The following is a 22,959-nucleotide window of genomic DNA, read 5'->3' as shown; positions in this document are numbered from 1 at the left end:
TGCGGATGCCCGCGGTCAAGGGATCAGCTCGGCCCGCACAGGCAACAGGCGGCCGCGACGACGAACTGCGCGGCGACTCGGTCAAGTCCGCTTCCCGCACCATCGCGGTCCTGGAAGCGCTCGCTGAGTCCGGCAAGCGACACACGCTGAGCGAGCTGCACGAGAAGCTCAACGTTCCCAAGTCAAGCCTGCATGGACTGTTGCGCACGCTGGTGGCCAGCGGCTGGGTGCAGACCGACGAACGTGGCACCGCCTACGGCATCGGGCTGCGCGCGATCGGCGTCGCGACCGCATATCTCGACCAGGACCCGCTGGTGCAGGCGTCCGGAGCGTTGCTGGCCCAGCTGCGCACGGAACTCGACGAGACCATCCACCTCGCCCGGCTCGACGGTGCCAACATCATCTATCTGGCGAGCCAGGAGTCCCAGCATCACCTGCGTTATGTCTCCCGGATCGGGCGCCGGCTGCCCGCGCACGCGACCGCACTCGGCAAGGTCCTGCTGGCCATGCGCAGCCCCGAGGAAGTCGACGCGCTGCTGCCGCGCCAACTGGCGGCGCTGACCCCGGCCACCGTCACCGATCACACGGCGCTGCGGGCCGAACTGGCCGAGGCGCGCGAGCGCGGCTGGTCGTTCGAGCGTGGTCAGAACACCCCCGGCCTCGGTTGCTTCGCGGTGGCCGTACCCGGCCGCCATCCGGCGACCGACGCCATCAGCTGCGCCATCCCGATGGCCCGCCTGACCGACGACCGGGCGACCGTGGTGATCGGCGCCCTGACCCGGTGCGCCGACGAGATCGGACAACTCGTCCGGTCCAACGCGTGGTGACTCGGCCGCGCCATCCGATGGCGCGGCCGGGCCGGGTCGCCGACACACGAATGGAGTTGCCGCTGTGCCCGATGTGGTTACCGCTCGCGGTCCTGTCCCGGTCGACCGACTCGGCCGCACCCTCATGCACGAACATGTCTTCCTCAACCTGATCCCGGAGTTCCGCGGCGTCGGTCTGCTCAACGACGCCGACCTGATGGCCCGGGAACTGGAAGCCTTCGCCGCGGCCGGCGGCGGCGCCATGGTCGAACTCACCGGCGCCGAGCTCACCGTCGGCGCGGCACCCGACCCCGGCGGGCACTTCCGCGGTGTCGCCGACAGCGGCTTTCCCGAGCACGGCACCCGCACCGTCAATCATGTGCTCGCGCTGGCCGAGATATCCGAACGCACCGGCGTGCACCTCATCCTCGGTACCGGCCACTACCGCGATCCGTACCTCACCGACGGGTGGCTCGATCGCCGGTCCGCCACCGATATCGCCCAACGGCTCATCGCCGACCTCACCGAGGGCTTTCCCGGCACCTCGGTACGAGCGGGCATCATCGGTGAGATCGGTGCCGACAAATGGTTCATCTCACCGGCCGAGGAGCGTTCCTTCCGCGCCGCCGCGCGGGCGCACCGGGCCACCGGCGTGCCCATCACGACGCACGCCGCCCGGTGGCCGGTCGGCGTCGCGCAACTGGACCTGCTCGCGGAGGAGGACGTCGACCCGCGCAACGTCATCATCGGCCACTGCGACGGCGTCAACATCCCCGAATACCACCTCGCCATCGCCCAGCGCGGCGCGTTCGTCCAGTTCGACACCATCCGCGGGGGCGGCGCATATGACGTCGAGCTGCGCGTCGCGTGCGTCATGCGCCTCGCCCGGGCCGGCCATCTCGATCAGATCCTGCTTTCCCAGGACGTCTGCCGCCGCGATCACCTCAGCGCCACCGGCGGCTGCGGCTACGTCTACATTCTCAACCGGTTCCGGGCCGAGCTCGGCCGGGCCGGGCTGGACGACGGCGAGATCGAACAGCTCTTGATCGGCAACCCGCAGCGGGCCCTCGGCGGCGCACGATGAACGACGAGATCGCCGCCAGGCTCGCCGCCCTCAGCCTGCACCTGCCGGTGCAGCGCCCGCCTCGCTTCGCCTACCTGCCCTCCACAAGACACGGCAATGTTGCCTACTTCTCCGGCAAGACGACGATCGTTGACGGGCAGGTACGCCACCCCGGTCGGCTGGGTGCCGAGGTGTCGCTGGCGGACGGCCAGGCCGCAGCGCGCATCGCCACGCTGAACCTGCTCGCCGCCGTCGAGGCCGACGTCGGGCTGGAGCACGTGGCCCAGATACTCAAGGTCACCGGCTTTGTCGCCAGCGCCGACGGCTTCGTCGACCAGCCCACCGTCATCGATGCGGCGTCGCAGTTGCTCATCGACGTGCTGGGCGCCCCCGGCCGGCACGCGCGTTCCGCGGTCGGGGTCGCCTGGTTGCCCGGCAACACACCGGTCGAGATCGAGGCCGTGGTCGCGCTGCGACCGGACTTCGCCCAGCCCGAGGAGCGTGCCGAATGAGTGACACCGTCCGCCTCCTGCGCGAGCGCATCGACGGCCTTCCCCGGGTGCGGCTGGCCCACCTGCCGACGCCCCTGGACGCGTGCGCGCGGGTGTCGGCGCAGCTCGGCCCGACGATCTGGGTCAAGCGCGACGACTGCACCGGACTGGCCTTCGGCGGCAACAAGGTGCGCCAGCACGAGTTCGTCCTGGCCGACGCCATCGCGCAGGGGGCCGACTGCGTCATCCAGGGCTCGGCCTCGCAGTCCAACCACTCCCGCCAGCTCGCTGCGGCCGGCGCGAAGCTGGGCCTCGACGTCTTCCTGCTGCCCAAGCTCGACGCGATGAGCGACCCGGTGCAGGGCAACTACCTGGTCAGCAACCTACTGGGGGCGAGCATCGAGCCGATCGGGATGCAGGAGAGCACCAAGCTGCGCAAGGAGGAACTGGCGGCAAAGCTGCTTGCGCAGGGCCGCCGGCCGTACGTCGTGGGGATGGGTGCCACCCGCAGCCTGGTGCTTGCCACGGTCGCCTATGTGGCGGCGCTGCTGGAGATCGTCGATGCCCTCGGCCCGGACAACCCACCGGACTGGATCTTCACCACATCGCAGGGCAGCACCCAGGCCGGGCTGCAACTGGGCTGCGAGGCGCTGGGACTGTCCACCAAGATCGTCGGGATCAACCCGCTGGACGCTCGGCACGAGGCCTACCAGCAACCTGAGGAGATCGCCGGATTCGCCCGCGGCGCGGCACAACTGCTCGGCGTGACGACCGCCATCACCGCCGCTGACATCGTCAACTCCACCGACTACGTCGGCGAATCGTACGGCGTACCGAGCGAAGCCGGCATCGCGGCCATGCGCACGCTCGCCGCAGCCGAGGGCATCCTGCTCGACCCGATCTACTCCGGCAAAGGGTTCGCCGGCCTGATCGACTTCTGCCGGCGCGGTGTGGTCGAGCCTGGCGACCGCGTCGTGTTCCTCCACACCGGCGGACTGCCCGCACTGTTCAGCTACGCCGCCGATCTGGTACCGGCCCGCTAACCTCCGGCCGCACCGGCGCCCGCCGCTCCCCATGGCGGCTGGCACCGGTGCCAACCGGTGCGCCGCTGAAACCACGCCCCCGCGGCGAGCACCAGGCGGTCGGCGCCGGCTGCCGCGCTGAGCTGCAGCCCGATCGGCAGCCCGGCAGAGGTGAACCCGATCGGCACCGACAGCGCCGGCAGCCCCAGCAGGCTCCAGTACCGGGTGTGAAACCCGCCCGGGGTTCGGTCCGGTGCCAGGTCGTCGAAGGCCGGCGCCGGCATCGTGGTGGTCGGGGTGAGCACGACGTCATGGTCGGCCAGCAACCGCCGGACGGCCCGTGCGGTGGCGCGCCGCACCCGGTGCGCCGCCCGCAGGTCCGCCGGCCGGTAGCCGGCCGCCGCGGCCAGATAGCGCCGGCTTGCCTCCGCGTAGCCGGGCAGCGGGCCGCCGAACAGCTCGCGGTGCACCGCGAGCGCCTCCACCTGCTGGATCACCTGGGCCGCGGCAACGGCATCGCGGTAGTGCGGCAGCTGCACCGGGCGCACCTGTGCGCCACCGCGGCGCCAGACCTCGACCGCGGCCGTGAACAGCGCCGGCTGGTCGGGATGTACCGTGTCGGACTGCGCCCACAGGTCGGCGACCGCCACCCTGATCCCGGCCGGCTCTCTCACCGGCGGCACCCGCGGTCGTGCCCCTACCAGGGCATCGAACAGGATCGCGCAGTCGACCGCGGTGGTGGCGACCGGCCCGATCGTGTCCAGGCTGGGCGCCATCGGCAGGCAGCCGGCCAGCGGGGCGCGGCCGTGGGTCGGTCGCAGCCCGGTCACCCCGCACATCGCCGCCGGCAGCCTGATGCTGCCGCCGGTGTCGGTGCCCAACGCGCCGGGCAGGACGCCGGCCGCGACGGCGCCGGCCGTTCCCGAACTCGAGCCGCCGGCCCACCGGGACAGGTCCCACGGGTTGCGTGGCAGCGGGAACGGCTTGGCCTGGTCGGGCACGCCCATCGCGAACTCGGCCAGGCTCAGCTTGCCCACGATGACGGCACCGGCCCGCCGCAGCCGCGTGACGACCTCCGCGTCGGCGGCCCGCGCCCACCGGCCGAGGTCGACCACGCTCTGCGCCGTGGTCGGGCCCTCCCGGGTCTGGATGATGTCCTTCAGGCCGATCGGGATGCCATGCAGCGCTCCACGGTCCCGGCCGGCGGCGAGCGCGGCGTCGGCCTCGATCGCGGCCGACGCCGCGGCATCATCGAACCTGGCCCGGAACAGGCCCAGCACGGGGTCGAGGCGATCGGCCCGCCGGATCGCCTGCGCGACCAGGTCACGAGCGGTGGTCTCGCCACGACGCAGCTGCCGCGCGAGCGCGGCGATGCTCTGCGGCTCAGGCATCCTCGGCGCAGCCGGCGAACAGCTCGTCGGGGCCCACCTGCCGCGGGCAGAGCCCTTGCGCCACCAGTTCGTCGGCCAGCATCGCGGCGCTGCGCCAGGCGGTGTCCAGCCGATAGGGGTTGTAGTCCAGGCCGACCGTGTCGGCCATCGCATGCAGCTCCGCGATCAGCCAAGGGGTCGTGTCCAGCAGGTCCAGCCGCCGGCGCAGCGCGTCTGCGTAGGCCCGGGCGAGCACCTCGACCAGCTCGGTCTGGATGCCCGGGTGGGCCTGCACCACCTCTCGCCGGAGCGCGAACAGGTGGATGCCCGGCACGAAGCCGAGCCGGCGCACATACGCGGCCTCGGCCTGCCGGTAGTCCGGGATGAGCTGACGAAACGGCGCGCTTGCCCCGAACGACTCCACCGGCAGCGTCGGCAGCATGAGCGCGTCCACCCGCCCGTGCCGCAACGCGTCCACCAGCGTCACGCCGGGCGGGAGCGCGGCCACCGTGGCCGGTGCGTGCGCGCCGATGCGGTCGGCCACCGCCGGGTCCGCGGCGGTGGCCGGACCGACCAGCCAGTCGATCTCGTCGAACCCGACCCCGGCATCTCGGATCAGCGCCCGGGTCCAGACCTGGCCGGTGTCCGGCCAGCCGGTGAGGCCGACCCGCTTGCCGCGCAACTGTTCGACGGCGACGAGATCGCTCTCCTGCCGGGTGATGATGCACCGGTGCCGCAACGCCGACAGGACGAACGCCGGTGTGCTCACCAGCGACTCGTTTCCGTCGGCGACGTTGAGCATCATCCGGCTCGCCGAGGCCTCCGCGCCGTCCAGGTCGGTGCGCGTGGCAAGATCCGGTGTGCGGTCGCACCGCACCAGTTCCAACCGCCACGACGCCGGCTGGATCTCACCGAGCCGGATCGGCGTCAGATGGTCATAGGCCCGCACGCCGAGCCGGATCACCGGCGCGTTCACGGCGTGACCTCGTCGTCGAGCAGCACGACCCGCTCGGGCGGCAGGGTCAGGAAGACCTTGTCGCCCTCGGTGTGGAGCTCGAGCGGCAGGGTCTTGACCCGCAGCGTGCCCGCCGGCCAGCCGACGAGCAACTCCACCCAGTCTCCTAGCAGTGTGCTGCGCAGGATCGTCGCCTCCCACACGTTGTCGCCACCGTCGGGGCGGCTGCGGCTGATGATGGGATAGACGGTGCGGATCGCCGCCTCGCGGGCAGACCGCGCCGCCACGCCGTCGCCGGAGCGCTCCCGGTTGTAGCGCACCGGCACTCCCCCGACGTCGAGGACGCCCGCCGCCGGATCGGTCACGGTGCCGGTGACCACGTTGGCCGCGCCGATGAAGTCGGCGACGAACCTGGTCCTCGGCTGCTCGAACACGACCAGCGGCCGGTCGTCCTGCACGATGACGCCGTCACGCATCACGATGATGCGGTCCGACAGCGCCATCGCCTCCTCTTGGTCATGTGTGACGTACACCGTGGTGACCCCCGAATCGCGTTGCAGCTGCTTGAGGTCCTCCCGCATCTGTGCCCGCAGCCGGGCGTCCAGATTGGACAACGGTTCGTCCAGCAGGAGCGCCTTGGGCGGGAAGGCGTAGCTTCGGGCCAGCGCCACCCGCTGCTGCTGGCCGCCGCTGAGCTTGGTGGCCTTGACGTCGGCATAGCCCGACATGCCTACCATCGCCAGCACCGCATCGACCCGGCGGTCGATCTCCTGGCGGTCGGTGCGGCGCACCTTGAGCGCGTAGGCGACGTTCTGGCGCACCGTCATGTGCGGCCAGATCGCGTACGACTGGAACATCAGTGACAGCTGGCGCCGCTCGGTGGCCAGGTTGATGCCCTGCTTCGCGCTGAAGACCGTCTGCCCGTCGATGCGGATCTCGCCGGCCGTCGGGGTCTCCAGGCCGGCGATGCACCGAAGCGTGGTCGTCTTGCCGCAGCCGGACGGCCCGAGCAACGACACCTGCTGGCCGCGTGGGATCGTGAACGACACGCCCTTGACGACCGGACTGGCACCGTAGCTGACCCACAGGTCACGAACCTCGATGAACCCTTCGTCCATCTCTGGCTCCCTCTCAGACATTGAGCCACCGCCCGGAAATCCGGCGCACGACCGTGATGGCCACGAACACGATGAGCACTTGGGTGACCGCGAGGGCGCTGACCATCGACAGACCACCGGAATCGTAGAAGTTGTACAGGGTGGGACCGAGCACCGACGAGTTCGGACCCGACAGCATGATCGCCGCACCGACCTCGTTGAGCGACATCATGAACAGCAGCACCGCCGTAGCGACCAGGCCGTTGCTCAGCAACGGCACCGTGATGTTCGCCGTGGTGCGCGCCGGGCCGGCACCGAGGGTGCGCGCGACCTCCTGCAACGACGGGTCGACCTGCGAGACGACGCCGGCCATCCCCCGGTATGCCAGCGGCAGGAACACGATGCAGAAGCCGAGCAGCACCGCACCGAGCGAGCCGTACAGCCGAAACGGCAGGATCAGGATGAACCACAGCAACGTGACCGACAGGATCAGCGACGGCACGATCTGCGGTGCCATGGCCAGGGCCTCCATCGCGGCACCCCCCTGGCGGGTACGACGCTGACGGTCGACCGAAAGGGCGACCATGGTCGCCACCGTCACGCCGATCACACCCGTCGCCACCCCGACGGTGATGCTGTTGATGACCGAGTCCCTGGTCTGCGGATACTCGAACAGCACGTACCTGAAGTTGGCGAAGGTCCAGTCGAGTCTGGTCAGGTTGAACCTGTTGCTGCGCTGGAACGAGGCCACGGTGATCGCCGCCAGTGGCAGGACCACGGCGAGGAGCACGTAGCCGTAGCCGAACACCATCGCCAGCGGCTTCCACCGGCCCAGGCGCAACGGCCTGGCCGCCCGGCTCTTGCCACCGATGACGGCGTACGAGCGCCGCCGCAGCACCCGATTGACGATCAGCACCAGTACCGTCGACACCAGGACCAGGACCAGGCCGATGCCGGCAGCGATCGGATAGTCGGGCGAGAACGAGTTCATGAGCTGATACACGGTCTCGGTGGCGACCCGGAAGTCGAGCGAGCGGCCCAGCACGCTCGGCACCGCGAACGCGCTCAGCGCGGTGATGAACGTGAACAGCGCGGCGCCGAGGATCGAGGGCAGCATCAGCGGCAGCGTGATCCGCAGCGCGGTGCCGATCGGCGCCGCCCCGAGCACGGTCGAGGACTCCTCAAGGGTGCCGTCCATGCTGCGCAAGGCGGCCTGGACAAGCAGGAAGCACACGGGGGTGCAGACCAACGCCTCGACGAAGATGATGCCGGGCACGCTGTAGGTGTTCACCCACTCGACCTGCCGGCCGGCCATCATGCCGAACACCGAGTTGATCATTCCGCTCTTCGGGGCACCCAGCACCGACCACGCCACCGCGGCAACCATCGACCCCATCGGGTACGGGAGGATGACCAGCACGGAGAGCAGGCCGCGACCCGGAATGTCGGTGCGGGTGACGAGGAATGCCAGACCGCTGCCGAGGACGATCGCGATCACGGTCACTGAACTGGCGAACACCAGCGAGTTGCGGATCCAGCTGAGATTGGTGTCCGCCAACCGGACCAGGCCGCCGGCGCCCAGCTGCGTCGGTGGGATGTCAGTGGGATTGCCGCCGTTGAACGCGATGGCGACCAGGAGCAGCAGTGGCATGCCTACCACGGACAGCAGCAGGGCCCACAACAGTGCCCCGCCCACGCCGCCACGGGCTCGCATCGCCAGTCGATTCAGCATGCCACTGCTCCGCGGCTCGGTCACGCAAGCCCGACGACTCGCGACCAGAGGTCCTGGAATTCCTTGCGGAGCTCCGGGCTGCCGTAGGTCGAGAAGTCCGTCGCGGTGAGCAGCTTCAGGGTCTTGATGTCGGGCAGCTCCGGCACGACGATGCCGGGGTAGGCCGAGTAGGAGCCCTGCATGTCGTTCCAGAACCGCTGGCCCTCTTCCGACAGCAGGTAGTCGGCGAACATCTTGGCGGCGTTGGGCCGCTTGCTCGACTTCATGAGCGCGATGCTGTTGAGCGATGTCGGGATGCCGCGCGCGTCGGCGGAGAAGGTCAGCGGTTCGTTGGCGCGCTTGGCCTTGGTGACGGCGAACACGCTCATCGAGCCGGCAATCTTCTTGTTGCCGTTGCTGAGCTCGGCCAGCATCGCGGTGGACGACGGGAACGACCGGGGCTGCTGCTCGCGCAGCCGGTCGAAGTAGTCCTTCGGCAGGAGGTCGCGCAGCATGTACCACCAGTTGAACCCGGTCGCCGAGGTCGGCGGCGGGAAGACGATCTGCGACTTCCACCGCGGGTCGAGCAGGTCCTCGTAGGTCTTCGGAGCGACGGCCTCCGGGACGTCGGTCGGGATATAGACCATCGGGGTGACGTTGATGAAGTACGCGCTCCAGAAGCCGTTCGGGTTGCTCTTGTACTGGGGCTCGTACTTGCCGCTGTCCGGGGAGTTGTACTGCAGCAGGGCGCCCTGCTGCTGCAGCTGGTGGTGCACGTCGGGCGAGGACAGGAACACGTCGACAGACGAGACCCCGGCCCGGAGCTCGAGCTGGAGCTTGGTCAGCGCCTCGGCCGGGGCGATCTTCTGCTGGACGGCCTCGATGCCGGTCTTCTTGGTGAACTCGGCCAGCAGCTTGACATTGTCCGGCTCCTGGTCGTTGTGCCAGACCACGAGCGCGCCTTCGCGCTTGGCCGCCTCCGGGTCGGGCGCCGCGCCGGCGTCGGTCGAGGTCGTGGGCGCGCCGTCGTCGCCGCACGCCGAAAGCATCGGGGCGCCGAGACCGGCGACGCCGAGGGCGACGGTGAGTTGCATGAGCCTGCGCCGGGATAAGCCGTCAGAACTGTCGAACAGTGCCATCTTTATCGGACTCCCTCTCAGATAAAGGTTCTGGACCGCGACGAGCCGGGGAGCTGAGACGTGGGTTGTGCTTGCGTGGCCGCGGCGAGTCGCAGACCCGTAGCCACGATCTCGGCCAGTTGCTCGCGCTGTTGTGGTGTCGGGTCGGCAAGGGGTGGCCGCACCCCGCCGACATCGAGGCCCCCGAGGCAGACGGCGGCCTTGACCAAGGAGATCGCCCCGCCACGGATCTGATTCCGCAGATCGACGAACGGGTTGAAGAACCCGGTGATCAGGCTGTCGACCGCAGCCTGGTCGCCGGCCGACACGGCCCGATGGAAGGCCTTGGAGATCTGGGGCGCGAAGCACCAGATCGCCGAGGAGTACAGCGTGATACCGAGTCCGCGGTAGGCCAGTGCGGACACCTCCGCAGTCGGCAGCCCGTTGAAGAACTGGAACGTCTTCCCGGTGCCCGCCAGCGAGTGTGCGACCGCGGGAACGATCCGGCCGAGCAGGCCGACATCGCCCTGGCCGTCCTTGAACCCCATCACCGTCGGCAGCGCGGCGACATCCACCGCGGCCTGCCGGTCGAAGATGGCGTTGTCGCGGTTGTAGACGATCAGCGGCAGCGTGGTGGCCTCAGCGATCCGGCGCGCGTACTCGACCAGCCCGGCCGGCGTCGGGGTGACCAGATATGGCGGCAGGATCAGCAGACCGTCGGCACCGGCGCGCTCGGCCACCCGCGCCATCTCGATGGCGGTGGCGATGGCGCCACCCACGCCGGAGAAGACCGGCACCTCCCCGCCGGAGACCTCGACGGCCGTGCGGACGATGGGTTCGTACTCCGCGAGCGAGAGGGAGTGGAACTCCCCCGTCCCACAGGCCACAAAGAGTCCCCCCGGCCCGGCCGCCAGACCCGTCTCCAGGTGCTGGCGCAGGATGTCGAGTGCGACATCGCCGGAGCGGCTGAAGGGCGTGACTGGAAAGAACAACAGCCCGTCGAGGTTCTGCACGGATTTCCTCTCCGATCGGTACCGAGTTCGCTACGCAATAGCGTTTTTCACATATGTGAACGTCTTTCGGTAGTGCGAACTTGCGTGGTAGCGTAAGCAGGCCGACAAGGGCTGTCAACGGACGAGATCACTGACTCCCGGGTCAGCATTCCCGGTGATCGATCCCTTGTGGCGCACCGCTTTGACAGCTCCCCGGCGAGGTGATGCGTGCGCTACCGACCACTCGGCTCAAGCGGCCTCATGGTGTCGACCGTGGGCCTGGGCTGCAACAACCTCGGCCGCGATGTGGACGACACGGCCGCCGCGGCGCTCATCGCGACCGCGCGCGACGAGGGCGTGACGCTCCTGGACACGGCCGATGTCTATCCCCGCCCGGTCGGGCTCGCCGAGGCGATGCTCGGGCGGGTGCTGCGCGGGCAACGCGACCAGTTCGTGGTGGCGACGAAATTCGGCAGCTCAATGGACGCCACCAACGGGCCCGACTGGGGCGCCAGGGGCAGCCGCCGCTACATCCGGCTCGCGGTTGAGGCGTCGCTGCGGCGCCTCAACACCGACTGGATCGACCTGTACCAGTACCATGCGCCCGACCGCATCACCCCGGTCGAGGAGACGCTGGCCGCGCTGACCGAGCTGGTCGCCGAAGGCAAGGTGCGCTACATCGGCTCGTCGAACTTCGCCGCCTGGCAGGTGGTCGAAGCCGACTTCATCGCCCGCGCCGCGGGCGGGGCCCGCTTCGTCAGCGCCCAGAACGGCTACAGCCTGCTCGATCCACGCGTCGAGCAGGAACTCGTGCCCGCGTGCGTGGCCTACGGGGTGGGCCTGCTGCCGTTCTTCCCTCTCGCCAACGGATTGCTCACCGGCAAGCACGACCGGCACCGGCCGGCACCGGTGAGCCGCATCGCGCAGCGCCTGCCAGGGCTGCATCGAGAGGCCGACTGGGACCTCATCGAGCGCCTCACCGAGTTCGGCGCCGAGCGCGAGCGCAGCTTGCTCGAGGTCGCGATCGCCGGGCTCGCGGCCCAGCCCGCGGTCGCGTCGGTGATCGCCGGTGCCCGCACCCCCGAGCAACTGCGCGCCAACGCCGCGGCCGGCCGCTGGTCACTCACCGAGGATGACCTGACCGCGCTCGCGCTGGCGCGGGCGCGGGCACCGCGCCCCCAAGCCTCCACTCGCTCCTGATTACGGCGCAGACGCGGTCCCTGCGCCGGCCGCGCCACGGGCCGGCAGACGCACTCATGCAGAAAGGCATCATCGATGCACGCTATCCAGCACCTCATCGCCGGCGAGTGGGTCGGCGAGTCCACTGTGGAACGGTACAACCCGGCCCGGGCCACCGACCTGGTCGCCGCGACCCCGGCGGGCGGTCCCGCCACGGTGGCCGATGCGATCGGCGCGGCGGAGCAGGCGCAGCCGGCCTGGGCCGCCCTGCCGGGGCCGACCCGCGGCGCCGTCCTGCTCGACGCGGCCGCGCTGCTGAGCCAGCGACAGGCCGACATCGCCCAGGACCTGACCCGGGAAGAAGGCAAGACCCTGGCCGAGGCGCGCGCGGAGGTGCAGCGCGCCGCGGACATCCTGCGCTTCTACGGCGGCGAGGGCTGGCGCATGCCCGGGCAGACCTTCCCGTCCGCGGTCACCGACACCTTCGTCTACACCCGCCGCGAGCCCGTTGGTGTGGTTGCCGCGATCACGCCGTGGAACTTCCCGATCGCGATCCCGGCCTGGAAGATCGCACCGGCACTGATCGCCGGCAACGCCGTCGTGGCCAAGCCGGCCGAGGTGACGCCGGTGTCCAGCTGGCACCTGGCCCGGGCACTGCTCGACGCGGGGCTGCCAGCTGGTGTGCTGAACCTGGTGTTCGGTCGCGGCAGTGTGATCGGCGACGCGCTGGTCGGCGACGACCGGGTCGCGGCGGTGTCGTTCACCGGATCGGTCGCGGTCGGGCGCGCCATCCACGACCGGGTATCGGCACGCCGAGGGCGGGTGCAGCTCGAGATGGGCGGCAAGAACCCGCTCATCGTGCTCGACGACGCCGACCCGGCAGTCGCGGCACGCATCGCCGCGGCCGGCGGCTACGGGCTCACCGGCCAGGCATGCACCGCGACCAGCCGAGTCATCTGCACCCCGGGGATCCGGGCCGCGTTCGAGCACGAACTGCTGGCTCAGGCTGCCCGGTTCCGCCCGGCGGACGGCCTGACCCCGGGTGCGCTGATGGGCCCGCTCGTCAGCGCCGACTCGCTGGCCACCACCCGGCACTACCTCGACCAGGCAGCCGCGCAGGGCGCCACCGTCGCCACCGGGGCCGAGCAGCCGGAGGGCCTGTTCCAGGCCCCGGCGGTGGTCACCGGTGTCAAGCCGGACCACCGGATCGCGACCGAGGAGGTGTTCGGCCCGGTCGTGGCCGTCCTCGACGCCGACGACCTCGACTCGGCGATCGACATCGCCAACCGGGTGCCGTTCGGCCTCGCGGCCGGCATCGTCACCAACGACCTGCGCTCAGCGCACCGCTTCGCCAACCGCGTGCAGGCGGGCGTGGTCAAGGTCAACCGGCCTACCACCGGTCTCGACCTCAACGTGCCCTTCGGCGGCGTCAAGGACTCCTCGACGAACACCTTCCGGGAGCAGGGCACCGTCGCCACCGAGTTCTACACCTGGTCCAAGACGGTCTACATGGGCACCGACTGACCCGCCGCTGACCCGGCGGACAGAATCTCAAGTGAACTTCGGCCCGCCCCGGCGTGCTGCGGACTCGGGTCAGGACGGCGGCCGGGGGGTCGTGCTCGTGGCGTGCGCCGCCCTACGGTGTGCGCCGTGAACGTTCCGTGGGCGGTTGGGGCGGCGACGGCCATGCTGCTCGCCGCCTGCGACGCGGCCGTGCCGGCGCCGCAACCGGCTCCGTCGACCGTATCAGCGTCGCCATCGGCTTCGCCGGCAGCATCGGTGCCGGTATCGCCGTCGCCGGTCGAGTTGACCCTTGCTTTCGGCGGCGATGTGCACTTCACCGAGCGCAGGCCGGCGCCGCTGAAGAACCCGCCGAAGCGACCTCGAGCTTGGCGTAGGAGCCCGGCACGCCACCAGTGGCGGCGTTGCCGGGCTCCGGCCGTCAGGAGCGCGGGCTACGAACGGACACGACCGCCCGGGTGATCATCGCCGGACACGCCTTCATGCAGAACCTGCGACGCGGGCACTACGAACTCGCCGTCGACGCCCCGCCGGCAACGCGGGTCGCCGCCGCGTCCACCGAACTCGCCCAAGCGATCTGACCGCGAACCCAGCACGGGTTCAACATGTCCGCCGGTCCCACAATGCAACGGCGCCTCAGGCATCGTGCGCAGTGGACCGCCGGGTCGCCAGCGAAACCGTGGGAACGCGGCGCGCCCACAGCCACATTACGTCGCGGCCGAACGACTCCACCAGCAGCGCCAACGCGATCATCAACGCGGCCACCACCAGCGGCAACGGAATGACGCCAGCACTCGCGGACAGGAGCACAACACCCTGGGTCGCGGCAACGACCTTTCGCCAGTACCGTGGTGGGAGCGTCGCCTGCATCCACGGCAGTAACCACGTTGCGACGACGAAAACGTAACGCATCAGCCCGATCGCGAGCACCCACGCGCCGACCTGGTGCGCGGCGTAGAGGCTCAGCACGAGCAGCAGCGAAGCGTCGACCTCCATGTCGAAGCGCCCGCCCAACGCTGACACGGTGCCGGTCCGCCGTGCGACCTGACCGTCGACGCCGTCCAGCACAAGAGCAACGATCGTCAAGATGACCAGCAGCCGTACCGGAACCGGCGTGTCGAACGAGTCCGCGGTCAGGGCTGCCACGCCGCCGACGAGCACCGCCCGGGCGAGCGTCACCCAGTCGGCCGGACCCAGGTGGAGCGCACCCGAGCGGTGCATGCCCCAGGTGAGCAGGCCGCACAGCGCGGCACCGTAGGTCAGCCCGACCAGCCAGCCGGCGCCGCTGAGGCCGGCCGTCTTGCCGAGGCCAGCCAGCAGGACAATCTGGGCGAGAAACCCGATTGCCGGACCGGTTCGAACCGTTTGCACCGTGCCTCCGTGAGATGATGTGCGACCTTGATCTGAGGTACGTAAACGGCAACGATTGGTTCAAGGGTTGGTGGGAGTAGATGCCGACAGCGCATGCCTTCTGGGTCCGCGAGCCGGGCGCGGGCGAGATCCGGCCCGTAACGCTGTCCGCACCCGGCCCGCACGAGGTGCTCGTGCGCACACGGTTCTCCGGCGTCAGCCGGGGCACCGAATCGCTCGTGTTCCAGGGACGCGTCCCGGCGAGCCAGTACGCCGTGATGCGCGCACCGTTCCAGGAAGGTGACTTTCCCGGGCCGGTGAAGTACGGCTACCTCAACGTCGGTCAGCTCGACGACGGTCGGTTGGTGTTCTGCCTGTACCCACATCAGACCGCCTACGTGGTGCCGGTCAGCGCCGTCCACATGCTACCCGACGGTGTACCGCCCACACGTGCCGTCCTGGCCGGAACCGTGGAGACCGCAGTGAACGCCTTGTGGGATGCCAGGCCGCGAGTTGGTGACCGGGTGACGGTCGTGGGTGCCGGCGCGGTCGGCTGCTGCGTCGCAAGGCTGGTCGCCGGGCTTCCCGGTGTGCATGTGCAGCTCGTCGACGTAGATAGGGCACGCGAAACCGTGGCCGGCGCGCTGGGCGTCGAGTTCGCCACGCCGGAAACCGCCGACCGGCGCCGGGATCTCGTGATCCACGCCAGCGCGACATCCGAGGGGCTCCAGTGTGCGCTGGACCTCCTCGCGCCCGAGGGTACGGTGGTCGAGCTGAGCTGGTACGGTGACCGGCCGGTCAGCCTAGGGCTCGGCGGCGCGTTCCACTCCGGCCGGTTGACGATCCGCAGCAGCCAGGTCGGCACCGTTGCCCACCCGCGCCGTACGTTCGCCGAGCGAATGGCGCTTGCCCTGCAGCTGTTGCGCGACCCCGCGTTCGACGCGCTGATCGCCGGCGAGTCGCGCTTCGATGACCTACCTGACGTGTTCGCCGCGGGCAATCTTCCCGCGTTGTGCCATCTCATCACCTATGGCGGGGAGTGACCATGTTCAGCGTGACCGTTCGTGATCACATGATGATCGCCCACAGCTTCCGCGGCGAGGTGTTCGGACCCGCGCAGCGCCTCCACGGTGCGACCTACGTCGTCGACGCCACGTTCTGCCGGGAGGATCTCGACGAAGACGGCCTGGTCGTGGACATCGGGTGCGCCGGGCGCGAGCTGGCCGCCGTCGTCGGTGAGCTGAACTACCGCAATCTCGACGACGTCGAGGTGTTCGCCGGGCAGAACACCTCGACCGAGGTGCTCGCGCGGTTCATCGCCGACCGCATCGCCGATCGCATCGAGGCGGGCAACTTCGGCGGCAACGCCCGCGGACTGTCCGCCATCAAGGTCACCCTGCACGAGTCGCATGTCGCGTCGGCGGCCTACGAGCGCTCCCTGTGAAGCTCGTACATGTCGTGCTGCCCAACGACATCGACGATCCAGCGACGCCGAGCGGCGGCAACACCTACGACCGCGAGGTGTGCAACGGCCTGGTCGCCGCGGGGTGGACAGTGCGGGAGCATGCAGTGCCCGGGGCGTGGCCCGAGCCGAGCGCCGCTTCGCGGGCCGGCCTCGCGAGGGTCCTCGGAGCCGTGCCGGACGGCGCCTTGGTCCTGCTCGACGGTCTGATCGCTTCGGTTGTTCCAGCGGTACTGCGCGAGCACGCGCAACGCCTGCGCCTCGTCGTGCTGGTGCACATGCCGCTCGACAACGAGCGGGAGCGCGAGGCCCTGGTCACTGCGCGCGCGGTTGTCACCACGAGCAGTTGGACACGGCGGCGCCTCATGGAGTCCTACGCGCTGCCTGGTGACCGGGTTCACGCCGCGCCGCCCGGCGCCCATCCGGCGCCGCTCGTGCCTGGCTCCGGGGCCGGCACTGCGCTGCTGTGTGTGGCAGCCGTTACCCCGCACAAGGGCCACGATCGGCTCGCCGAGGGGCTCGCCAAAGTCGCCGACGTGCCCTGGCACTGCGTATGCATCGGCTCTCTCGATCGCGACCCGGCGTTCGTCGACCGGCTCCGCCGGCAGCTTGAAGCCCACGGCATCCAGGATCGGGTCGTGTTGGCCGGCCCGCGCACGGGGGCCGAGCTCTCGGCCGCCTACGCCGACGCCGACCTGCTCCTGCTCGCCTCGCACGGTGAGACCTACGGCATGGTGGTCACCGAGGCGCTCGCGCGCGGGATACCGGTGCTGGCAACCGCGGTCGGCGGAGTACCCGAAGCACTCGGGCGCGCGCCGGACGGCTCCCTGCCCGGCCTCCTCGTCGACGCTGGCGGGCTGGCCGACGGGCTGCGCCGCTGGCTCGGCGAACCCGAGCTGCGGCAGGCGCTGCGCCGGTCCGCGACTTCGCGCCGGACCACGCTCGCCGGCTGGGCGGACACATCCGCGCGGGTTTCCCGAGTGTTGATGGAGGTGGCGGCATGAGCGGCCAGCGGAGCGCCTTGGGCCGCTCATCATGTGACGGGTTTGGCTCAGGCCGACGCCGGAGCGCAGCGGAGGTGGCGGCATGAGCAGCGTGACACCCGAATGGCTGGCGCTACGGGAGCCGGCCGATGCCGCGGCCCGGTCGGTCGAGCTCGTCGAACGGCTCCGGGCTCGCCTCGTGGGAAGCCCGGAGCTGGTGATCCATGACCTCGGCGCCGGTACCGGCTCCATGGGGCGGTGGCTGGCACCGCTGCTGCCCGGTCCGCAGCACTGGGTGCTCTACGACCGCGACGGAGACCTGCTGGAGCGGGCCGAGATCGGCCGCAGCGACACGGTACACATCCGGCAATGCGACATCACCAGGCTGACGAGGGGCGATCTGGACGGTGCTGACCTGGTCACCGCGTCGGCGCTCCTGGACATGTTCACCGCCGACGAGGTCGAGCGCGTGGTCGCGGCGTGCGCTGGGTTTCCGACGCTGTTCACGATCTCGGTGACCGGCCGGATAGAGCTGGACCCGCCGGACCCGCTGGACGCGGCGATCACGGAGGCGTTCAACGCGCACCAGCGCCGTACCACCGGCGGCCGGGCGCTGCTCGGCCCGGACGCGGTCGAGGCGACGATCACGGCGTTCGGTCGGCACGGCATCGAGGTGCTCGTCCGGCCCAGTCCCTGGCGCCTGGGGTCCGGCCACGCAGCTCTGACGGCCGAGTGGTTCCGCGGGTGGCTGGGCGCGGCGTGCGAACAGGAACCGGGCCTGATCGGTCCGGCGCAGGAGTACGGTCGTCGCCGGCTCGCCGAGGCGGCAGCGGGACAGCTCGGGGTCGTGGTACACCACGACGACCTCCTCGCCGGCGGCGAATGAACCCCTGGTTTTCCGCGTGCGTATACCTCAGACAAGAGACCCTGTCGCGAAGGAGGTCCGGTGCCGCGGTCGATGTGGTCCTGGGTACACCCGCTCGCCGGGGTCGGTATCCTCGCCGCCTTGCTGTGGCGGCTGGGCAGCAGCCAATGTGTTGCCGGGCTGCGCCTGATCGACGGCACGGCGCTCGGTGCGGCGCTCGGCATCGGCGTGCTGACCACGTGGGCCTGCGCCTGGCGCTGGAGCCTGGTCGCCGGCGGCCTCGGGGTGCGGCTGCCGCTGCACACCGCGGTTGCCCACTGCTACCGCGCCACCTTTCTGAACGCGACGCTCCCGGGTGGTGTGCTCGGTGACGTTCATCGCGCGATGCGGCACGGCAAGGACTCCGGCGACGTGAGCCGCAGCATCCGCGCGGTCGTGTGGGAGCGCGCCGCCGGTACGGTCATCTCGGTGCTCCTGGCGACCGTGGTGCTGCTGGCGTTCCCGTCGCCGATGCGGCGGTACCTGCCGGTCGTGGTCGCGCTGGCGGTGGTCGCGACGCTCGTCGCCGTGCTGCTGGCTCGGTTCGTGCCCGAGCGCGGCCCGGCGCGATGGTTGCGTGCGCTTCGTACCGCGAAGACCGACATCCGCGACGGGCTGATCGCCCGGCGCAAGTGGGTCGGCGTCGTCCTCGCCACCGCTGTGGTCCTCGCCGGCAACCTCGCGACGTTTCTGGTGGCGGCGCGCACGGCCGGCGCGACGGCGCCGCTGTCCCAGCTGGTACCGCTGACGTTGCTGGCCCTGCTGGCCATGATTCTGCCGGCGAACGTGGGCGGCTTCGGTCCGCGCGAAGGCGTCGCCGCATGGGCGTTCAGTGCCGCCGGCCTCAGCGCCGCCCAGGGTGTCGCGACCGCGATGGTGTACGGGGCGCTGGTACTCGTGTCGACCCTGCCCGGAGCCGCTGTGTTGGTGCTTGCCCGGCGCGCCCGTGACCGTCCTAAGGAGACCCGTGTTTGACTTCCAGCCCGCCGCAGTCCGCACCGAGGTGACGTTGCCGCTCCGGTTCCCCGACGGGTTCGCCACCACGGCGCGTGTCTTCACGTTCCATGGTCTCGTCGACGCGCGGGAGCACCTCGCGTTCGGCCTCGGCCGGCTGACCGACGGCCGGGTGCCGCTCGTCCGCCCGCACAGCGAATGCCTGACCGGTGACCTGTTCGGCAGCCAGCGCTGCGACTGCGGCCCGCAACTGCGCGAGGCCGTCGAGCGTATCGCCGACGTGGGTGGCTATCTGCTGTACCTGCGGCAGGAGGGGCGTGGCATCGGCCTGTACGCCAAACTCGACGCGTACGCGTTGCAGGACACCGGGCTGGACACCTACGAGGCCAACCTGGCGTTGGGGCACCGGGAGGACGAGCGCGACTACACCGCCGCGGCGCAGATGCTCAGCGCGCTCGGCGCCGACCGCATCGCGTTGCTGAGCAACAATCCGGACAAGACCGACCAGCTCAGCAGGCTCGGGGTGACGGTGACCGAATGCGTGCCGACGGGCGTGTACCGGTCGCCGGCGAACGCCGGTTACCTCGCGGCGAAGGCGGCCAGGGCTGCCCGGTTCGCCGTGCTGCCGTCCGGAGGATGACGACTGCCATGAAGGTACCGATGAAGACGCTGCAGCGGATCCCTTGGCGCCGCGGCGTCGAGGCCGGCCCGGTGTGGTTTCGCGGGACCGGCCGGGCCAAGGCGGTGCTCGCGTGGACGGTGACGACGCTCGCTGCGCTGCTCGTGCTCGTCGCGCTCGCGGCGCCGAACCAGCTGAGCCGGCCGTTCGTCCGCATTCCGGTGGAGGCGCTGGCCGGCGTCGCCGTCGTGCTCCTGCTGCCCGGACGCGCGCGGCGGATCGGCGCCGTCGTCGCCGGCGTGGCCCTGGCGCTGCTGAGCGTCCTGAAGCTGCTCGACATGGGCTTCTTCGCGACGTTCGCGCGGCCGTTCGACCCGATGCTCGACTGGCGGCTGTTCGGGCCCGCGGTCGAGGTGCTCTCCGGCTCGATCGGCCGGCCAAGCGCGGTCGGCGCGGTCATCGGTGTCGTCGTGCTCGTCCTCGGACTGCTCGTACTCATGCCGCTGGCGGTCCTTCGCCTCACCGGCATCGTGGTACGGCATCGTGCCGCGAGCATCCGCACCGTGGCGTGGCTCGGCTGCGCGGTGTTCGGTGTGCAGGTCATCGCCGGCCTGCCGGTGGCCGCCACCAACGCCGCCGGTGCGGTGTACGACCATCTGCGCCTGGCACAGGAGGATCTCGGAGACCGAAGGACGTTCGCGGCCGAGGCGTCGGTCGACGCGTTCCGCGACTCGCTCGGCCCTCAGTTGCTCACCGCGTTGCGGGGCAAGGACGTCGTCGTGACGTTCGTCGAGAGCTACGGGCGCGACGCGGTGGAGAACCCGGAATACGCGCCGCAGGTCAACGCCGTGCTCGACGCGGGGACGCGGCAGCTCAACGCGGCCGGGTTCGGCTCCCGCAGCGCGTTTCTCACGTCGGCGGCCACCGGCGGCGGCAGCCATCTGGCGCACTCGACGCTGCAGTCCGGGCTGTGGATCGACAATCAGCAGCGCTACCTGCAGCTCACGTCGAGCACCCGCTTCACGCTGAGCGCCGCGTTCAAGCGCGCGGGCTGGCGCACGGTCTGCTTCGCGCCGGCCAACACCCGCTCCTGGCCGGAGGGCCGGATCTACGGCTACAACAAGATCTACGACTCCCGGAACATGGGGTACCGCGGCCCGACGTACGCCATGTCCTCGATCCCCGACCAGTACACGATCTCGGCCTTCCAGCGCCTCGAGCGGTCCGCGCCGAACCGCCCGCCGCTCTTCGCCGAGATCGACCTGCTGTCCAGCCACGCGCCGTGGACGCCCATCCCGCGGCTCGTCGACTACAGCGGCATCGGTGACGGCTCCACGTTCGCCGGCGGCGGCCAGAACGGCGTCCTGGACCGCACCGGCGCCCAGGTCCGGGCCGACTACCGGCAGACCATCGAATACTCGCTCGGCGTGGTCATCTCCTACGTGCAGACGTACGGCGACAACAGTCTCGTGATGGTCTTCCTCGGCGACCACCAGCCGGCGCCGGTCATCACCGGCGAGAACGCCAGCCGCGACGTGCCGATCACGATCGTTGCCCGCGACCCTGCCGTGCTGGAGCGGATCTCCGGCTGGGGTTGGCAGGACGGCCTCAGACCCGACCCGCAGGCTCCGGTCTGGAAGATGGACGCGTTCCGCGACCGGTTCCTGACCGCCTTCGGGCCCCCGAGCCGAGGAGCACCGGGCCGATGACCACCGGGCTTGCCAGGCTCCGTAGCGTGGCATCTGTGCGACAACGACCGTACGTGCTGCTGAGCTGCGCGATGTCGATCGACGGCTACATCCACGACGCCACCGAGACGCGGCTGCTGCTGTCCAACGACGCCGACCTCGACCGGGTCGACGCCGTACGGGCCGGCTGCGACGCGATCCTCGTCGGCGCGCACACGATCCGCCAGGACAACCCGCGGCTGCTCGTACGATCCCCGGACCGGCGCGCCGCGCGCACCGCCCGGGGCCTGCCGCCATCACCGGCGAAGGTCACGCTCACCGCGCGCGGCGACCTCGACCCGGCCGCGGCGTTCTTCACCGCCGGCGATGCCGACAAGATCGTCTACTGCGCCTCGCCGGTCGCGGAGAAGACGTGCGCCCGGCTCGGTCGGGTCGCGACGGTCGTCGATGCCGGTAACCTGGTGGACCTGGGCGACCTGCTCGCCGACCTCGCCGAGCGGGGCATCCGGCGGCTGATGGTCGAGGGTGGCAGCAGCATGCACACGCAATTCCTCACCGCCGGACTGGCCGACGAGGCGCAGCTGGTCGTCGCACCGTTCTTCGTCGGTAACTCCAGGGCGCCGCGCTTCGTCGGCGACGGCGACTTCCCGTGGAACGCCGGGCGCCGCGCCCCGCTCGCGGACGTCCAGCAGATCGAGGACGTGGTGTTGCTGCGGTACGCGCTGAGCGACCGCTACGGTGCTCGAGGAGGCTCCTGATGTTCAGCCGGGCATGGGGAATCGGGCGGTCCTTGGCCATGTACCACGGCATACCGGGCCGGCACCGGAAAATGGTCCGCTTCTACAGCGAGTTTCTCGGGCCGGGCGACATCGGCTTCGACATCGGCGCCCACGTGGGCAGCCGGGTGCGCGCGTGGCGGAAGCTCGGCGCGACAGTGATCGCGATCGAGCCGCAGCCGGACTGCCTCAAGGTGCTGCGTCTGTTCTTCGGCCGGGACGATGACGTCACGATCGTGCCGAGCGCGGTCGGAGCCCAGCCCGGAACGGCCCACCTGGCCTTGTCCAGCGCCACCCCGACCGTCTCGTCGATGTCATCCTCGTGGATGGAAACGGTCGGCGAGGACCGGAGCTTCGCCCGCGTACGGTGGGACCGGTCGATCGAGGTCGAGGTGGTGACGCTCGACGACCTGATCGCGAAGCACGGTGAGCCGGCGTTCTGCAAAATCGACGTCGAGGGTTTCGAGATCGAGGTGCTGTCCGGCCTGAGCACGCCGTTGCGCGCGCTGTCGTTCGAATACCTGCCGTTCGCGCACGACGCGACGGTCGCCGTGCTGGACGTGGTGGAGCGGCTCGGCCCGTACCGCTACAACTACTCGCCGATCGAGACGATGCGGTTCGCCAGCGAGCGCTGGCTGGACGGCGCCGACCTGATGCGCCTGCTGCACCGGTTCCGCCCGCTCGGCCGCTCCGGCGACGTCTACGCCCGCCTCGAAGGTGAGTTCGATTAACCCGCCGACCGGGTGGTGCTGGCCGCGCTGCCGTGCCCGGCTGTGCGTCGGGCACCGGGCCGGTGCCGGGGTCTTCAGGCTCTGCCAGACGCGCAGGCGGGCCCACTGAAGAGGCGGCCCGCCGCCGCGGTGACCCCGCACCGAAGCTCGGGGCGTTCGATCCAGTT

Annotated in this window: 23 protein-coding genes; 16 read left to right on the top strand and 7 right to left on the bottom strand. The window is 70.5% G+C overall.

What is annotated here, in order from left to right; translation table 11 throughout:
• Nucleotides 1-5: 5 nt before the first annotated feature.
• The 4 genes from AB0H83_RS32845 (at nt 6) to AB0H83_RS32830 (ending at nt 3,403) form a co-directional block, all read left to right on the top strand.
• Nucleotides 6-827 carry an IclR family transcriptional regulator gene (locus tag AB0H83_RS32845; RefSeq protein ID WP_360101826.1) on the top strand — a complete coding sequence of 274 codons (822 nt, stop codon included), beginning with the start codon at nt 6-8 and terminating at the stop codon, nt 825-827.
• Nucleotides 828-951: 124 nt separating this feature from the next.
• Nucleotides 952-1,890, top strand: a complete 939-nt coding sequence (locus tag AB0H83_RS32840) for a hypothetical protein (protein WP_360101824.1) — start codon at nt 952-954, stop codon at nt 1,888-1,890.
• Nucleotides 1,887-2,381 (top strand): RidA family protein, encoded by a 495-nt coding sequence (locus AB0H83_RS32835; protein WP_360101822.1) that lies wholly within the window; start codon nt 1,887-1,889, stop codon nt 2,379-2,381. The genes AB0H83_RS32840 and AB0H83_RS32835 overlap by 4 nt, the downstream gene beginning before the upstream one ends.
• Nucleotides 2,378-3,403 carry a D-cysteine desulfhydrase family protein gene (locus AB0H83_RS32830; protein ID WP_360101820.1) on the top strand — a complete coding sequence of 342 codons (1,026 nt, stop codon included), beginning with the start codon at nt 2,378-2,380 and terminating at the stop codon, nt 3,401-3,403. The genes AB0H83_RS32835 and AB0H83_RS32830 overlap by 4 nt, the downstream gene beginning before the upstream one ends.
• Here AB0H83_RS32830 and AB0H83_RS32825 read toward each other — a convergent pair.
• From AB0H83_RS32825 to AB0H83_RS32800, 6 genes are read right to left on the bottom strand one after another with little or no spacing between them, the layout of a single operon-like run.
• On the bottom strand, nt 3,400-4,773 hold the full coding sequence (locus AB0H83_RS32825) for an amidase (protein WP_360101818.1): 1,374 nt from the start codon (nt 4,771-4,773) through the stop codon (nt 3,400-3,402). The genes AB0H83_RS32830 and AB0H83_RS32825 overlap by 4 nt on opposite strands.
• Entirely contained in the window at nt 4,766-5,728 is a 963-nt protein-coding gene (locus AB0H83_RS32820; RefSeq protein ID WP_360101816.1) for a hypothetical protein, read from the bottom strand. The genes AB0H83_RS32825 and AB0H83_RS32820 overlap by 8 nt, the downstream gene beginning before the upstream one ends.
• Nucleotides 5,725-6,825 carry an ABC transporter ATP-binding protein gene (locus tag AB0H83_RS32815; protein WP_360101814.1) on the bottom strand — a complete coding sequence of 367 codons (1,101 nt, stop codon included), beginning with the start codon at nt 6,823-6,825 and terminating at the stop codon, nt 5,725-5,727. The genes AB0H83_RS32820 and AB0H83_RS32815 overlap by 4 nt, the downstream gene beginning before the upstream one ends.
• A 13-nt stretch (nt 6,826-6,838) precedes the next feature.
• Nucleotides 6,839-8,536, bottom strand: coding sequence for an iron ABC transporter permease (locus tag AB0H83_RS32810; protein ID WP_360101812.1), 1,698 nt, complete (start codon nt 8,534-8,536; stop codon nt 6,839-6,841).
• 20 nt (nt 8,537-8,556) lie between these two features.
• A complete protein-coding gene (locus tag AB0H83_RS32805; RefSeq protein ID WP_360101810.1) occupies nt 8,557-9,654 on the bottom strand; it encodes an extracellular solute-binding protein in 1,098 nt (365 codons plus the stop codon).
• A 17-nt stretch (nt 9,655-9,671) separates the two neighbouring features.
• Entirely contained in the window at nt 9,672-10,646 is a 975-nt protein-coding gene (locus tag AB0H83_RS32800; protein WP_360101808.1) for a 5-dehydro-4-deoxyglucarate dehydratase, read from the bottom strand.
• 240 nt (nt 10,647-10,886) lie between these two features.
• Here AB0H83_RS32800 and AB0H83_RS32795 point away from each other — a divergent pair, with 240 nt between their 5' ends.
• From AB0H83_RS32795 to AB0H83_RS32785, 3 genes are all read left to right on the top strand, one after another.
• Nucleotides 10,887-11,825, top strand: coding sequence for an aldo/keto reductase (locus AB0H83_RS32795; protein ID WP_360101855.1), 939 nt, complete (start codon nt 10,887-10,889; stop codon nt 11,823-11,825).
• Between the two features lie 75 nt (nt 11,826-11,900).
• Entirely contained in the window at nt 11,901-13,328 is a 1,428-nt protein-coding gene (locus tag AB0H83_RS32790) for an aldehyde dehydrogenase family protein (RefSeq protein WP_360101806.1), read from the top strand.
• A gap of 455 nt (nt 13,329-13,783) precedes the next feature.
• Nucleotides 13,784-13,906: a hypothetical protein gene (locus AB0H83_RS32785; RefSeq protein WP_360101804.1), complete on the top strand. Its 123-nt coding sequence runs from the start codon at nt 13,784-13,786 to the stop codon at nt 13,904-13,906.
• A gap of 55 nt (nt 13,907-13,961) precedes the next feature.
• Here AB0H83_RS32785 and AB0H83_RS32780 read toward each other — a convergent pair whose 3' ends face one another.
• Nucleotides 13,962-14,696 (bottom strand): CDP-alcohol phosphatidyltransferase family protein, encoded by a 735-nt coding sequence (locus AB0H83_RS32780; protein ID WP_360101802.1) that lies wholly within the window; start codon nt 14,694-14,696, stop codon nt 13,962-13,964.
• Between the two features lie 80 nt (nt 14,697-14,776).
• Between AB0H83_RS32780 and AB0H83_RS32775 the strand changes: the two genes are divergently transcribed.
• The 9 genes from AB0H83_RS32775 (at nt 14,777) to AB0H83_RS32735 (ending at nt 22,792) form a co-directional block, all read left to right on the top strand.
• A complete protein-coding gene (locus AB0H83_RS32775) occupies nt 14,777-15,718 on the top strand; it encodes a zinc-binding alcohol dehydrogenase (RefSeq protein ID WP_360101800.1) in 942 nt (313 codons plus the stop codon).
• A 2-nt stretch (nt 15,719-15,720) separates the two neighbouring features.
• Complete coding sequence (locus AB0H83_RS32770) at nt 15,721-16,119, top strand: 6-carboxytetrahydropterin synthase (protein ID WP_360101798.1); 399 nt, start codon at nt 15,721-15,723, stop codon at nt 16,117-16,119.
• A complete protein-coding gene (locus AB0H83_RS32765) occupies nt 16,116-17,141 on the top strand; it encodes a glycosyltransferase family 4 protein (RefSeq protein ID WP_360101796.1) in 1,026 nt (341 codons plus the stop codon). The genes AB0H83_RS32770 and AB0H83_RS32765 overlap by 4 nt, the downstream gene beginning before the upstream one ends.
• A gap of 82 nt (nt 17,142-17,223) precedes the next feature.
• Complete coding sequence (locus AB0H83_RS32760) at nt 17,224-18,006, top strand: class I SAM-dependent methyltransferase (RefSeq protein ID WP_360101794.1); 783 nt, start codon at nt 17,224-17,226, stop codon at nt 18,004-18,006.
• Between the two features lie 72 nt (nt 18,007-18,078).
• Nucleotides 18,079-18,999 carry a lysylphosphatidylglycerol synthase transmembrane domain-containing protein gene (locus AB0H83_RS32755; protein ID WP_360101853.1) on the top strand — a complete coding sequence of 307 codons (921 nt, stop codon included), beginning with the start codon at nt 18,079-18,081 and terminating at the stop codon, nt 18,997-18,999.
• Nucleotides 18,992-19,618, top strand: coding sequence for a GTP cyclohydrolase II (gene ribA / locus AB0H83_RS32750; RefSeq protein ID WP_360101792.1), 627 nt, complete (start codon nt 18,992-18,994; stop codon nt 19,616-19,618). Before AB0H83_RS32755 ends, ribA begins: the two co-directional genes overlap by 8 nt.
• Before the next feature lie 8 nt (nt 19,619-19,626).
• Entirely contained in the window at nt 19,627-21,306 is a 1,680-nt protein-coding gene (locus AB0H83_RS32745) for a sulfatase (RefSeq protein ID WP_360101790.1), read from the top strand.
• Nucleotides 21,307-21,341: 35 nt separating this feature from the next.
• A complete protein-coding gene (locus AB0H83_RS32740) occupies nt 21,342-22,043 on the top strand; it encodes a dihydrofolate reductase family protein (protein ID WP_360101788.1) in 702 nt (233 codons plus the stop codon).
• Nucleotides 22,043-22,792, top strand: a complete 750-nt coding sequence (locus tag AB0H83_RS32735) for an FkbM family methyltransferase (protein WP_360101786.1) — start codon at nt 22,043-22,045, stop codon at nt 22,790-22,792. Before AB0H83_RS32740 ends, AB0H83_RS32735 begins: the two co-directional genes overlap by 1 nt.
• Nucleotides 22,793-22,959 lie beyond the last annotated feature (167 nt).

Origin of the sequence: Dactylosporangium sp. NPDC050688, from assembly GCF_040654515.1 — a bacterium.
In the GTDB taxonomy this organism is placed as follows: Bacteria; Actinomycetota; Actinomycetes; order Mycobacteriales; family Micromonosporaceae; genus Dactylosporangium.
Note: the sequence above shows the minus strand (reverse complement) of the source record. Positions and strands in the feature narration are given on the sequence as shown.